We start from the raw sequence: 13,786 nt of genomic DNA, 5'->3' as shown, positions 1-13,786 counted from the left end.
GCCGGTGGAAGTTATGGCATTTCCCCCCAATAGAAGATTTGCTTTGAATGTGGTATCATCTAGGAATAGACAGAAAACAATAGAAATACTACGTTAATCGGTAAGGTGTTGGTCTGGGGGATAAAGGATGGAATACTTCGCTGTTTTTTCATTCAACGACATTGTTGATATTCTGATTGTCAGTTATGTCATATATAAACTGATTATGCTGATCCGGGGAACAAGAGCCATTCAGCTGATGAAAGGGATTTTCATCGTGGTGGCCACCTGGGCGTTCAGTTTTTTGTTTAAGCTTAATACCCTGCAGTGGATGATGAACCAGATGTTTAACATCGGGGTTATTGCCATCATCATAATTTTTCAACCTGAATTAAGACGGGCTCTGGAACAGCTCGGACGAGGAAAATTATTTAGCAGAAGCAATGATCTTGATCAGGATGTAAACAAGCGAATTGCTGAAGTTATCAAAGCGCTGAATTATTTATCCAAACGTAAAATCGGCGCGCTTATTGTGTTTGAAAAAGAGACAGGCCTTACTGATTATATCGAGTCCGGGATTCCTATGGAGTCCAAAATTAGTTCGGAACTGCTGATCAATATTTTTATCCCTAATACACCTCTTCATGATGGTGCCGTCATCATTCGCGGCCATCAGATTATGGCTGCCGGATGTTATTTGCCTCTTTCGGAGAATCCTTTTATCAGCAAGGAGCTCGGAACCAGGCACCGTGCGGCTATTGGCATGAGTGAAGTTTCAGATGCGGTTTGTTTGATCGTTTCGGAAGAAACCGGACAAATTTCGCTTTCTCTTAATGGACAAATTGTCCGCGACATCAAGGAAGAGTCTTTAATCTCCAAATTGTTCGAGCAGTTGAAACCGCAGGGACGCAGCGGAGACAAGAACCCTTTCAAGAAATGGTGGGAGGGACGAAGACGTGGATAAGTGGCTGCGAAATCCAAATGTTGTGAAAGTTGTCGCCCTTATGCTGGGCATTATGCTATGGGTGGTTGTCCGTATGGACGGGAACACGGGAAATATTTCTTCAGTGGGCTTAAAGGAGCAAACGATCAGTAATGTGGCCGTAGTTCCGAAATATGACTCCAGCCAGTATTATGTCTCATCCATAGAACCGTCTGAAGTAACGATTCGTCTAAAAGGCAGACAGTTTGACATTGATAAAGTTAGTACCAGTAATTATAAGATCGAGCTTGATTTAACGAAGGCCTCCGCTGGTGAATACTATCTCGCTCCTATGGCGGTAGGGCTGCCTTCTTCCCTGGATTGGGAAATTTACCCGCGAACGGTGAAGGTTGCCATTGAGAAGCAGCAGAAAAAAGAGGTTCCTGTTGTCATTGATGTGACGGGAACACCGAAAGAAGGCTTTAAAGCAGGACAACCTATAGTTAAGCCTAACCGGGTACATGTCACCGTACCAGACAGCAAAGCGGACCTGGTAGATTCCGTACACGGGGAGATCTCCGTGGATCAGGCGGATTCAACTATTAAACAGCAGGTGAAACTAAGGGCCTTTGATAAAAAGGGTAAAGAGCTTGATTTTGAGGTATCACCTGCCGTAGTGGATGTAGAAGTGCCGGTAACGATGCCGTTTAAGGCTATGCCTTTACAGATCAAATTGGTTGGGGACCCCCCGCCGGGATTTGCGGTTGCCTCTGTCAAGCAGAGTACCGATAAAGTGACAGTATATTCAAACTCGCCTAATGATTTGGATAAAATGGAGTTTTATGAAGGGCCTGAAGTGAATTTGGCGGATTTGAAGGAAACGAAGAAATTTACATTGGATATTCCTCATCGGAATAATGTAACACAAACAGATCCGGATAAAGTGGATGTGACGGTGGAAATCGTACCTTCGGTGACCAAGCAGGTCGAAAATTTCCCCCTAAATATAACGGGGCTTGCGAAGAATATGAATGCCAAAATTACAACACCGGAATCCGGGCAAATTAGCTTTACCATGGAAGGAGCGCAAACGCTCCTCAATGAGGTGAAACTGGAAGATATTCAGGCTGCTATAGACGTGACCAATCTTCCGCCAGGTGATCATGAAGTAACGGTCAATATTAATCTTCCGCCATATATTAAAAATGCAACCGGCGAGATTAAAGCCACTGTTACCATTACCGAAAAAAAGAAAAGGGCAAAGTGATAGCAGAAAAGGGGAATGAACAAAATGGGGAAATATTTTGGGACAGACGGAGTACGCGGAATCGCAAACAGAGAATTGACGCCTGAACTGGCTTACAAAATCGGCCGATGCGGCGGGTATGTACTGACAGGAAAGGCGGAACATCCCAAGGTGATTATTGGCCGCGATACCCGTATCTCCGGTCCTATGCTGGAGGCAGCACTGGTAGCAGGGCTACTTTCCATTGGAGCAAACGTAATCCGGGTCGGGGTAGTCTCTACACCGGCCGTGGCTTACTTAACAAGAACATTGGATGCGGACGCGGGAGTTATGATCTCTGCTTCCCACAATCCTGTGGAAGATAACGGCATTAAGTTTTTCGGGGGAGACGGTTTTAAGCTGTTGGACGAGACAGAGCTTGAGATTGAGCGCCTGCTTGATGCCGAGACCGATGAACTGCCTAGACCGATTGGCGGAAATATCGGATCGGTGCTGGACGATGAAGAACTCAAATTCAAGTATGCGGAATTTTTAAAATCGACGGTAGATGTATCTTTTGAAGGCATGAAAATTGTACTTGATTGTGCTAACGGGGCTGCCTATGAACTGGCGCCGAAAGTATTTAAAGACCTCGGCGCAGAAGTAATTACGATGGCGGCATATCCAAACGGAACCAACATCAACGACCATTGTGGCTCGACTCATCCGGAAAAGCTGAAAGAATTGGTCGTCAAAGAGAAAGCGGACCTGGGTCTTGCTTTTGACGGGGATGCCGACCGCTTAATCGCAGTGGATGAGAATGGAGAAGAAGTAGACGGCGACTTCATTCTTAGTATTTGCGGTCACGATATGCACCAAAGCGGCAAGCTGAAGCAGGGTACCATTGTAACGACTGTAATGGCTAATATCGGATTCTTTAAAGGCATAGAGAAGGTCGGTTTAAAAGCGGTTCAAACAGCTGTAGGCGACCGCTACGTGATGGAGGAAATGCGTAAAGGCGGCTATAATCTGGGTGGAGAACAATCCGGGCATGTGATCTTCCTTGATCACAATACTACGGGCGACGGTATTCTTACCGGTCTTCAGCTGGTCAATACGGTGAGGAAAGCCGGCAAAAAACTGAATGAAATGAAGAGCATCATGAGGAAATCCCCGCAGGTACTTGTGAATGTACGTGTAGGGGATAAGAACAAGCTGAAAGATAATCAGGCAGTCGCAGATGTTATCCAAGCCGTTGAAGCAGAGCTTGGCAGCAATGGCCGGGTTCTGGTTCGGCCATCGGGCACAGAGTCCCTCATCCGTGTTATGGCAGAAGGTCCGGATAAGGATCAGGTGGAAACACATGTGCAGCAAATTGCCGAAATAGTGCAAAGAGAGCTTTGCTAGTTTTTGAGTTTCATAGATAGCTAGATCAATAGAAATAGCCGGGCTATAAAAAACCACCAAAATATTAAAATTTTGGTGGTTTTAGCTTTTGAAAAACCAACTTTACGGGAGAAATGGTCTGTATAAGACGGTGGGGATATCCCTCCAGCCGTTTGCCCGGAACCCGCAAAAGAGATTGAAATTAGCGGTATTTTCACGGGCTCCAAAAACGGGTGTAACTCTTTAGCTGACCCACCTTAAGCTATATAAAAACCACAATTGAGTGTTTAATAGAGAAGATATAGATAAATACGGTTCAAATTTAACTATATCTTGTATCCGTTCGGATGGAAATCAAAATTATAAAATTAATAAAAACTCCTATAAATCGACATATATAAACGATTTCATTTAGTTTTTTTTAAAACTCAGCGTTTTCTGGAGTTGCATTACGGCTCCAAAATGAATATGATGTATATATGTTTTTTCCACTCAAGAAGAGAAAGGTAGGGTAGAGGTAGGAAGCAACATAAGCGCCAGAACTTAGGATGGCATCGGAGTCTTTTTCATCCCGGCAGCCTGGCTGCATATCTGTTTTGTCGAAGGAGCGTAAGGAAAGACAATGGCAGGTGGGAAGAAGAAGCGAAGAGCATCTAAGTTGACGAGGTGAAGGTGTTCGAAACATTCGGCGGGGACCTTCCGGCATTTCATTCATGCCGTAAGCTTGGAAAGCAAACTGCCCGGGTGACCGGGTAAACAAGATTCCAGCATAATGATGCATATGATTTTTCGGAAAATTTAAGGGATCGGACCTTTTTTTGTGCTGCCCAAATCTAGATACGCTTCAAAAAATGACAGATAGCGTACCTTTATTTGTGTTGGCCTCAAAAGGATTCCGATCCGGAAAACTTGAATGAACGAAGCATGTGACATCAATAGTCAGCAGGCTTATTCAATAACGGAGGGAATCGACTTATGTGTGGAATTGTTGGATATATCGGAAACCGGAACTCAAGAGAAGTACTGATCAATGGACTGAGCAAGCTTGAATATAGAGGATACGACTCTGCGGGAATCGCAGTTCAAACAAAACAAGGTCTTCAGGTTAAGAAAGCGAAAGGACGCCTGGCTATTTTGGAGTCCAAACTGAATGAGGAACCTGTTCAAGGAAGCGTAGGGATTGGCCATACACGCTGGGCTACCCATGGGAAACCATCGGACGTGAATTCACATCCTCATACGGATGACTCTTCCAAATTTGCAGTTGTGCATAACGGAATTATCGAAAATTACATTGCACTGAAAGAAGAACTTATCGCCAAAGGTCATCATTTTGCATCTGAAACGGATACGGAAGTGATTGCCCATTTGATCAGCGAACTGTATGACGGAGATATCGTCAAAGCAGTTCAGCAGGCCGTAAAACAAATACGGGGTGCCTTCGCACTTGGTGTATTGACCGAGTATGAACCGGATAAACTGGTTGCCGTACGTTTGGCCAGCCCGCTGATCATTGGAGTAGGTGAAGGGGAAAACTTCATCGGCTCGGATATTCCGGCAATCCTTGAATATACCCGTAATGTATATATTCTGAATGATGGTGAAATGGCTGTTCTGACACGGGATGGTGTCGAATTAAGAACAATCGAGGGTAATTTTATTTCTCGGGAAATGTTCCATGTCGATTGGGATCTGATTACCGCGGAAAAGGCGGGTTACGAGCACTTTATGCTGAAAGAGATCTACGACCAGCCGAAAGCTTATCGGGATACCATGGGAAGCCGTATTGCGGATGGGGATAAAATTAACCTGGAACAAGTGAGCATGTCCAAAGAGGACATCAAGAACATAGACCGGATTCACATTGTCGCTTGCGGTACCGCATATCACGCCGGATTGGTCGGGAAATATGTGATCGAAAACCTGGCTCGCATTCCGGTAGAAGTCGATGTTGCTTCCGAATACCGTTACCGTACCCCAATCATTACGGACAAAACGCTGGTAATCGGTGTGAGCCAATCCGGTGAAACGGCAGATACACTGGCGGCCCTGCGGGAAGCTAAACGCTGCGGTGCCCGTATTTTGGCTATTACAAACGTAGTAGGAAGTTCCGTAGCCCGTGAAGCGGATGACCTGATCCTGACTTGGGCAGGACCGGAAATCGCAGTGGCATCGACCAAAGCATATACAACCATGCTGATTTCGTTCTACCTGCTTGGCCTTCATCTGGCTCAGCAGCTCGGTACGAAAGACGAGGCTTACATCAAGAATGTCATCGCAGCAATGAAAAGCCTGCCGGAGCAAGTGGAAAGCATCCTGAACCGGACCGACGAAATCAAGAAATTTGCTGAAGAAATTGCGGGCTATGAAGATCTGTTCTTCATTGGACGTGGCCTGGACTATGCGGTAGCATTGGAAGGTTCCCTGAAGCTTAAGGAAATTTCTTACATCCATTCCGAAGCTTATGCTGCCGGTGAGCTTAAACACGGTACACTGGCACTGATCGAAGAGGGAGTACCGGTTATCGCACTGGCTACACAAGCTGACCTGTTCGAGAAAACCGTCAGCAACATCAAGGAAGTAACAGCCCGCGGAGCACATGTGCTTGGACTGAGCCATGAAGGAGATAAAGAACTGAAGAAATCCGTAGATCAGTATTTTGTGATCCCGCAAACGCTGGATCTGCTGTCCCCGGCCCTTTCCGTAGTACCTCTGCAGCTGCTGTCCTACTACGCTTCCCTGGCACGCGGCAACGACGTAGATAAGCCGCGTAACCTGGCTAAGAGCGTGACCGTGGAGTAAGTTGGGATAGATTTAAAGAAAAATGTCCCGTGATAAAAAACTGTGGAACCAGTAAAAAATGTGTGGAACTAACATGCAAGATGATTAGTGCATCTAGAGGGGAGCCTGAAGGAATCATTTCGGGCTGCCCTCTTTTTAAGGTAGTGTGATTGTTGATGGTGACTTCCTTTGGAAGGTAAAACAACAAAGAGGAATTCCGCATAAATTTCGGACTCATATAATGCGGTAAAGAAAAATTGCCATTTTGAGAAGGGGGAGTTTCGGAGTTGAGTGATTTTCATAAGAGTCTACTTAAATATAAAAAAATGTTTTGGGAAAAGGGGATAATACATTACGAAGATGTATTGGCTTTTGCTTGGGAGATTTTAAATTCATCTAAGGAAATTCTTCGCATAATACGTTCTAAATTCCCGTATTTCTTCATTGATGAATTCCAGGACACTAATCCAGTCCAAACTGAGATTATTAAACTAATAGCCGAAAAAGAAACGGTTATGGGGGTTATTGGAGATAAAGCTCAATCTATATATGAGTTCCAAGGTGCTGATGTTAAGCAATTTGATAATTTTGTATTGCCGGAAATGGTATTTTACAAATGGAAGATAACCATCGAAGTACTGAAAGTATAATCAATCTATTAAATGGAATTAGGAAGGATATTGTTCAAAGAAGCCCAGATAAAAAAGTAGGGAGCTCCCCATGTGTTATCGTTGGTAAACCTTTGCTGGCGTTAAAACATGTACAGGATATTGTGGATGGTGAAGATGTTATTACCCTTTCATATTCGAATCTTATGGCGAATTCCGTTAGAAATAACAAGGATTATAAAGATGGACAGAAGTGGATGTTAATTGATGAAGCATTTGTAGATTCAACCCCTGATCGAAGAAAAGTATTGATATCAATTATTAAGAGTATTGAGTACGCAAGACTGAATCATTATAAGGATGCGATAAAAGAATTAAGTAGACATTTGAGATTAACTGATGATCATAATGGACAAAAGACTGCATTAATGTTTATTAAGATGATGTTGAATGAATATAGTGACTATTGCGATAAACCATTATGGGAAATTTATTGCAAGATAAATGGAACAGGGTTCTTTGACATTCCAAAGATACGGGAGAGTAAGGGGAATAGAGCTCCATCATCAAATGAAGAATTCTATAAAAATACGATTTATACTAGTATTGCTCTGCATGTGAAAATAGCTGAAGATGAAATTTACATCGTACAGTTCATAAAGCAAAAGGTAGTGAATTTGATAATGTACTGGTAATTGTCAAGGGCAAGGATGGTTATAAGTACAATGAAGAGAGGGATTTGGGATTTCTACTAAAGCCCGATCTAGATGGTAATGAAGATCACAGGGTTAACTATGTAGCATGTAGTAGGGCGAAAAAGAAATTATATATTTGTGTTCCTGAGATTTCGGATGAAGCTCATACGATTTTATCAACTAAGTTTATTATAAGAAAATTGTATTAATATAGAAGGCGTATTTATTTTAATTCCATAAGGTTACAAATTGAATTGCCATCATGAAAAATATCTAGTTTAGTGATTTATATTCAATTATTGGAATATTGGATATCAAGACAACTGTAACCGTCAAGTACCTTTAAGAAGATTCCGCTAAATAATACACCCAGATGTTACTAAAAATGGTTTCCCGATGTTTGAGACGGAAGCTGTCTCCGCTCAACGTTATCACTCGCTTTTTTGCAAAATCCGGACGAGGATGGCGGTTGTAATCGCCGGATCACCTGTCGTTCATAGGTATAGTGATTGGACGTCCATAGAGTTGAGACGGGTATTGTTTAAACGAAATGCACTACATAACTGCAACCGTAAGTTAACAAAATGTATGTTGTAAGATAGAACTTAGAGCAATGTCTGATTTTGAAAGATCTTTGATTGAAAGATTAAATTTGCCATTTTGAAAAAAGGAAAACGTAAAATTGTTATTTTGATTAAAATGTGCTAAAAAAAGCGATACAATATGTACCATAAATAGTAAATTGTAAAACGGAGGGAGTTAAATGATTAATTTTACTGCCATTGGGCAAAAGAAAAACTTTACTACATTTAAAGCCACTCAAGGGCAACAATTCGGTAAATGTGTAGTATCAATTCAATGTACTGTAAATGAAATTTTAAAATTCATTGAAATTGATAAGTCAGTTCAAAGGGAGATTATTGATCAGCATTTACTTAACTTTTCTAAAAAGGGGTGAAATGAAATGAAACAATTTTTAAAATTGAAGGGTACGGTTCTTCCAATTGATGAGCGTCAGCCTACAAAAGGGCTAATGACTACTCAAATAAAGGTGAAGAATTTATTAAAAATTTACTTGATAGATAGTGAAGTGAATAGAGATATAAATATCAATAGAATACCTAAAATTGAAAAATATATTGACACTTTTGAAAGTAACTTAGGGATATATTTCCCTGCAATAATGTGTAATATACAACTAAAAGAATTTAATTACGATGAAGAAAATTCAGCATTAACTATTTATCCCAATGAAAAGTTAGTGATAATAGATGGTCAGCATCGTATTACAGGGTTAGAAAGATATTTAAGTACAATGAAGGAGAGTGATATAAGAAAGGTAAAAATACTTGATAGCATGCTTACTTTACAACTTTATATTAATTTAGATAAAGCGGAGCAAAGAGAGTTATTTACTTCTATTAACTCAAATGCAAAAAAAGTATCAATGTCATTAACGACATCATACGACAGCAGAGATATATTAAATATTTTAGCAAAAGATATACTTTCAATTTCCGAATCTTTACAATCATTAGGGGTCGAGACGAATAAATCGAGATTAGCAAGACCAAAAAATAAAAATTTAACTTCAATGACCAGACTAAAAACTTTCCTTAGTCTATTACTTTTCGGAAAACCAACATTAAGTAATAGTAATGAACAACTCATTAAAGAGAATTATGATTCAGTGTTAAATTTTTTAGAAAGACTATTTTATAATTTATATTCAGATTTAAATTCAAATTCAATTTTCCCTCGGGAACCGGGAAATGTAAAGAAATATGTATTAGGTCATGAGGCAGTATTGAATGCGTTGGCTATTTATTTAAACCGAAAAATTGTAGTTGCTCAAAATGATGGTTTTCTTTTCCATCATGATTTAGACGATTTTTTAGAAACACTTACTTTAATAGATTGGTCAGTTGAGGATTCTTCTTGGAAACCGTTTTTACAAGTGGCACAAAGAGGCCAAAGTACGGAATTTAAGACTATAGATTTAAAATTTCAAGATGCAATTGCTGAGTATTTAACTGATGTTCTGTCTTAATTTAAAAGAAAGTCCAAACTATCAAGACATAACTTTGAAATAAAATCGAACCGTTTATAAAAAAGAATACGATGTTTTGAAAAATTGCGAAGCTTTCCCCCTTTGGTTATGATGAACCAAGGGGTCTTTTATATAGTGAAAAGAACATATGTTAAAAGAGGTTTAAGGAATCAGGAACTCATATTATTGATTAAAGACTAGTGAAGAGGAGCTATTTTATGAATTCAAAAATTCCCTTAACCTGTTGATGCTTATATATTAATCCGCATTTACATGATAATAGCGGCATATGAATTCCTGGTGAAAAACGAGAGCATATGGAAAGATTAGACGAGAAAAAATGGAGGAAAATGAGGAATGAATTGGTTTTGATCGTAGTTAAAATCATTACAGGGTATGAAAGAGTGGAGCAACAGGTTTTACCATTAAATAAATCAAAGGGATTTTGAGTATATATAAAGAAGTGGAATTTCTTCAAAGAGGCTGAGCATAAATCAAATTTCGACTTATGTCTCAGCCTCTTATAATCTCTTTATGTTTATTGAGCTGTGGATTGTATGTTTTTTTTCATAGCTCTCATGGATTCGGCCACTTTCACCATCATGGAACATTCTACCCTCTTGCGGAAGATGTCACAACTGAAATCGTAGATTCCATTGATGGACCCTGTTGCGTGCAGCGCGTTAGCAGGGCAACCGCCACTGCAGTAAAGTTTCGCCCAGCAGTCCTGGCATTTCGGCTTCGAGTAGCAGCTGCTCTCTTTAAATTGGCACTGCGTCTCTTGTTTTGTAATCCCATCCCAGATGTTTCCTATCTTGTATTCGTTATTCCCGATGAACTGGTGGCAAGGGAAGAGTTCGCCCCATGGTGTGACAGCGAGATATTCGGTTCCTGAGCCGCAGCCGGAAATTCTCTTTTGGATGCAGGGGCCTTCTGAGAGGTCAAGCATGTAATGGTAGAAGGTGAAGCCATTGCCCTCTTCCCCACGTTTCAGCATTTCCTTGGCGAGAATTTCGTACTGGTTATATATATCTGGAAGGTTTTCTGCGGTAAGCGCATAGGGTTCCCGGGGATCACAGATGACGGGTTCCATCGAGATTTTGTCGAAGCCAAGATCTGCGATATGAAAAATGTCATTGGTGAAGTCAACGTTGTTGCGGGTATAAGTCCCACGCACATAATATTCTTTATCTCCACGCTTTTCAACGAATTCCTGGAACTTCGGAACGATATAATCGTAGCTTCCCTTTCCGGTTACTGTTTTACGAAGGTGATCGTGAACTTGTTTTCTTCCATCAAGGCTCAATACGACATTGTACATTTCCTCATTCAAGAAATCGGTGACCTCATCGTTTAATAACATACCATTTGTAGTAAAGGTGAAGCGAAAAGTTTTTTTGTACTCTTTTTCTTTGCTTCTTGCGTAAGCGACAATTTGTTTAACAACTTTCCAGGCCATAAGCGGTTCTCCGCCAAAGAAATCAACGTCGAGGTTTCGGTGGTGACCGGAGTTTTCCAATAGGTAATCGATAGCTCTTTTGCCAACCTCATAGCTCATGATCGCTCTGCTTCCGTTGTATTTTCCTTGGCTGGCAAAGCAGTATTCACATGACAGGTTACATGTATGTGCGACGTTGAGGCAGAGGGCCTTTACATAAGTTTGGCGATTTTTTAAATCCATTGAGAGATTCTTATATTCATCCTCAGTAAAGAGTTCCCCATCATTTTTTAGCTCTTCGATATCGGCAATTGTTTCCCGAATGTCCTTCTCAGAGATATTGGAATCATGTACGTATTTTTCCAGCATTAGTAGTCTCATAAAGGGCGATGATTTCATAGGCGAGATCGTCGACAACATGTACCGATCCGCTGTAGGTATCGAGTACGATGTTGTATCCGTTTAGTTTATATTGATGAATCATACTTGATAATCAAGCTCCTTTTATTTATAAAGTAAAACCTCCGTTTATGAGACGTTTACTTCCTGCTGATGTGAGATAAAAATGGCCGCCCATCCGGAAAGCAGTTGGGCGGTACGTTTCTTGGTTTATCTGTTCATTATGTTTTCGCATTTTTGATTTGCAACTCCGCAAGACGTTTTGCAGGCTGATTGGCAAGATGTTTGACATGCACCACATCCGCCATATTTTATTGTATCTGTCAGTTTACGGGTGCTTAGTGTTACGATTCTTTTCATAATAAATAACTCCTTTTAAAAATATCTTTTAAGAAACAAGTTCAATTATTGTGAATAATTTCACATTAATTCCATTAATAATTTTAACAACAGCTTTGGTTCACGTCAATCATTTCGTGATGTTTTGTTGCTGCGGAAATTCACTCAATTGTGCAGCTCTTTTTTTATCGTGATGTGAAGGGTCTTGAGGGTCCAACAACGTGATTCTTCTTATTGTCGACAAGCCGACAGAAGAATAATGAGTAGGAGTTTTATTGTAGCATTTCAAGGTTGATGTTACCAAGAAGTGTACCTTTATGGTTTCGTATGTATCTTTCTTTATCCGGGTTTTCCGTGTAATATTTGTCTGCCATCTTGGAATATAACAAAGAGACTTAATTTAGCCTTAAAAAAAGGAAGGCAAGCGTAAATTGGGACTGGGTCGCATTCGTGTTCGTGGCGCCGAATCCAGTTTGACCGTCATCGCCCTTCAGTTTCTGGTCATCAATCTGGAGAGACGACTTCTGAAAGGCAATGTTCAAATTTGCGATAGGTAGGAGAAATGTTAATATCTTGACGTGTTTATAGGGCAAGCGCGTGTCATTCGAATTCCCAATAAATCCGTAATCGGCATTAAGGAATTGTCCAGTTTCGACCTCGATGGCGTAACGCGGCTCTTAATTCGGACAGACGCTTGGCCAGACCGAACCGTATTTCCGGTTTCTATCCCTTACATGGATCCTCAGGCAATCGGCTACTTGTCGGACAAAGGTATCCGTCTCATCGGATTTGATCTTCCATCTGTAGATCCGATTGAAAGCAAAACTCTTCTCGTCCATCATCAATTATCACATGCGGATATCTCGATTTTAGAGGGGCTAGTATTGGATCACATTGATGCCGGTGATTATGAGTTCATTGCCCTCCCCCTTTCTCTAAGTGAGGCCGATGCAAGTCCGACTCGTGCTGTCTTAAAAAAATTACCTAAAGTAAAGAAAGGGGAGCAAACCAAAATGACAGCCACAAACAATACAATTGAGAAGTTAGATGAAACACATCTAACGAATCAACCAGCAGAAATGAGACATTCGATGACGTATGGAGACTATTTATATTTGGATCGGCTCCTCTCTAGCCAACATCAACTCTCCGGACATCATGATGAAATGTTGTTTATAATTATCCATCAAGCGAGTGAACTGTGGATGAAGTTAATGCTGCATGAAATTAATGCGGTCATTTCCTATATCCAAAGTAACCATTTGCAAAAAGCGTTTAAAATCTTAACCCGGGTATCTAAAATACAAGAGCAATTAATTCAGTCATGGAACGTGCTCGTAACATTAACCCCAGCAGAATATATGGAATTCAGAAATCAATTAGGGCAATCATCCGGGTTTCAATCGTATCAGTATCGTTTGATTGAATTTGCACTAGGAAATAAAAATACTCAAAAGTTGGCGATATTTGAGCATCAGTCGGAATTGTACCAACAATTAGCAAAAGCCGCACATGCACCCAGTCTTTATGATGCAGCCATTCAAGCCTTGGCTGTAGCGGGATTGTCCATTGATTCCGATATGCTGGATCGGGATTTTTCGAAAAAGTATCAACCGAATGCAAGTGTAGAGCAAGCTTGGTTAACGGTGTACAAACAGACAGAACAGTACTGGGAACTCTACGAATTAGCTGAAAAGCTAATGGATATCGCGAGCCAACATCAGTTTTGGCAAGCGAAGCATATGGGGACCGTCGAACGAATTATTGGAAGCAAAGTAGGGACCGGCGGAACTTCAGGAGTATCTTATTTAAAAAAGGTACTGGAGCAAAACCTATTCCCCGAACTGTGGAACCTTCGAACAAAAATGTAAACAGTCAGCCGGCTTAACGTATATAGCCAACAACGTGATTCTTCTTATTGTCGACAAAGCGACAAAAGAATAAATGAGTACAGAAGCAGGTCA

13 protein-coding genes and 1 pseudogene are annotated in these 13,786 nt (G+C 40.9%); 10 read left to right on the top strand and 4 right to left on the bottom strand.

The features are described from left to right. Positions 1–127 precede the first annotated feature (127 nt). The 7 genes from cdaA to BXP28_RS25240 all read left to right on the top strand — a co-directional run bounded on the left by cdaA (position 128) and on the right by BXP28_RS25240 (position 7,805). On the top strand, positions 128–943 hold the full coding sequence (cdaA, locus tag BXP28_RS15140) for a diadenylate cyclase CdaA (protein WP_023482933.1): 816 nt from the start codon (positions 128–130) through the stop codon (positions 941–943). Further along, positions 936–2,168, top strand: coding sequence for a CdaR family protein (locus BXP28_RS15135; protein WP_036655461.1), 1,233 nt, complete (start codon positions 936–938; stop codon positions 2,166–2,168). Before cdaA ends, BXP28_RS15135 begins: the two co-directional genes overlap by 8 nt. Before the next feature lie 24 nt (positions 2,169–2,192). Continuing rightward, a complete protein-coding gene (gene glmM, locus BXP28_RS15130; RefSeq protein ID WP_036655459.1) occupies positions 2,193–3,533 on the top strand; it encodes a phosphoglucosamine mutase in 1,341 nt (446 codons plus the stop codon). Positions 3,534–4,487: 954 nt separating this feature from the next. Then, positions 4,488–6,314: a glutamine--fructose-6-phosphate transaminase (isomerizing) gene (gene glmS / locus BXP28_RS15125; RefSeq protein ID WP_023482930.1), complete on the top strand. Its 1,827-nt coding sequence runs from the start codon at positions 4,488–4,490 to the stop codon at positions 6,312–6,314. A gap of 266 nt (positions 6,315–6,580) precedes the next feature. Continuing rightward, on the top strand, positions 6,581–6,943 hold the full coding sequence (locus BXP28_RS15120; protein WP_024095352.1) for a UvrD-helicase domain-containing protein: 363 nt from the start codon (positions 6,581–6,583) through the stop codon (positions 6,941–6,943). Beyond that, entirely contained in the window at positions 6,910–7,596 is a 687-nt protein-coding gene (locus BXP28_RS15115) for a hypothetical protein (RefSeq protein WP_051427952.1), read from the top strand. Before BXP28_RS15120 ends, BXP28_RS15115 begins: the two co-directional genes overlap by 34 nt. After that, entirely contained in the window at positions 7,590–7,805 is a 216-nt protein-coding gene (locus BXP28_RS25240) for a hypothetical protein (protein WP_077585122.1), read from the top strand. Before BXP28_RS15115 ends, BXP28_RS25240 begins: the two co-directional genes overlap by 7 nt. A gap of 133 nt (positions 7,806–7,938) precedes the next feature. Here the strand turns inward: BXP28_RS25240 and BXP28_RS25640 are convergent. After that, a pseudogene (locus BXP28_RS25640) lies at positions 7,939–8,084 on the bottom strand (ATP-binding protein); the annotation flags it as partial. Between the two features lie 275 nt (positions 8,085–8,359). Here BXP28_RS25640 and BXP28_RS15105 point away from each other — a divergent pair. Further along, the gene (locus tag BXP28_RS15105) at positions 8,360–8,554 is read left to right on the top strand and encodes a hypothetical protein (RefSeq protein WP_036655453.1); all 195 of its coding nucleotides are present in this window, start codon (positions 8,360–8,362) and stop codon (positions 8,552–8,554) included. Between the two features lie 6 nt (positions 8,555–8,560). Then, positions 8,561–9,646 carry a DNA sulfur modification protein DndB gene (locus BXP28_RS15100; protein WP_023482927.1) on the top strand — a complete coding sequence of 362 codons (1,086 nt, stop codon included), beginning with the start codon at positions 8,561–8,563 and terminating at the stop codon, positions 9,644–9,646. A 538-nt stretch (positions 9,647–10,184) separates the two neighbouring features. Here BXP28_RS15100 and scfB read toward each other — a convergent pair. From scfB to scfA, 3 genes are all read right to left on the bottom strand, one after another. Next, positions 10,185–11,483, bottom strand: coding sequence for a thioether cross-link-forming SCIFF peptide maturase (gene scfB, locus BXP28_RS15095; protein ID WP_235430656.1), 1,299 nt, complete (start codon positions 11,481–11,483; stop codon positions 10,185–10,187). Beyond that, entirely contained in the window at positions 11,431–11,568 is a 138-nt protein-coding gene (locus tag BXP28_RS24460; protein WP_235430657.1) for a hypothetical protein, read from the bottom strand. The genes scfB and BXP28_RS24460 overlap by 53 nt, the downstream gene beginning before the upstream one ends. A gap of 125 nt (positions 11,569–11,693) precedes the next feature. After that, on the bottom strand, positions 11,694–11,843 hold the full coding sequence (gene scfA / locus BXP28_RS15090) for a six-cysteine ranthipeptide SCIFF (protein WP_077585121.1): 150 nt from the start codon (positions 11,841–11,843) through the stop codon (positions 11,694–11,696). Positions 11,844–12,901: 1,058 nt separating this feature from the next. Here scfA and kynA point away from each other — a divergent pair. Further along, positions 12,902–13,693, top strand: a complete 792-nt coding sequence (gene kynA / locus BXP28_RS24450; RefSeq protein WP_077996233.1) for a tryptophan 2,3-dioxygenase — start codon at positions 12,902–12,904, stop codon at positions 13,691–13,693. Positions 13,694–13,786: the final 93 nt, after the last annotated feature.

This window comes from Paenibacillus larvae subsp. larvae, assembly GCF_002003265.1.
Classification (GTDB): domain Bacteria; phylum Bacillota; class Bacilli; order Paenibacillales; family NBRC-103111; genus Paenibacillus_H; species Paenibacillus_H larvae.
Note: the sequence above shows the minus strand (reverse complement) of the source record. Positions and strands in the feature narration are given on the sequence as shown.

Coding starts and splice junctions, on each gene's coding strand:
- BXP28_RS15100 (WP_023482927.1), top strand. CDS start 8,561: ATGAAACAATTTTTAAAATTGAAGGGTACGGTTCTTCCAATTGATGAG.
- kynA (WP_077996233.1), top strand. CDS start 12,902: ATGAGACATTCGATGACGTATGGAGACTATTTATATTTGGATCGGCTC.
- glmM (WP_036655459.1), top strand. CDS start 2,193: ATGGGGAAATATTTTGGGACAGACGGAGTACGCGGAATCGCAAACAGA.
- glmS (WP_023482930.1), top strand. CDS start 4,488: ATGTGTGGAATTGTTGGATATATCGGAAACCGGAACTCAAGAGAAGTA.
- BXP28_RS15105 (WP_036655453.1), top strand. CDS start 8,360: ATGATTAATTTTACTGCCATTGGGCAAAAGAAAAACTTTACTACATTT.
- BXP28_RS24460 (WP_235430657.1), bottom strand. CDS start 11,568: ATGATTCATCAATATAAACTAAACGGATACAACATCGTACTCGATACC.
- scfA (WP_077585121.1), bottom strand. CDS start 11,843: ATGAAAAGAATCGTAACACTAAGCACCCGTAAACTGACAGATACAATA.
- BXP28_RS15115 (WP_051427952.1), top strand. CDS start 6,910: ATGGAAGATAACCATCGAAGTACTGAAAGTATAATCAATCTATTAAAT.
- cdaA (WP_023482933.1), top strand. CDS start 128: ATGGAATACTTCGCTGTTTTTTCATTCAACGACATTGTTGATATTCTG.
- scfB (WP_235430656.1), bottom strand. CDS start 11,483: ATGAAATCATCGCCCTTTATGAGACTACTAATGCTGGAAAAATACGTA.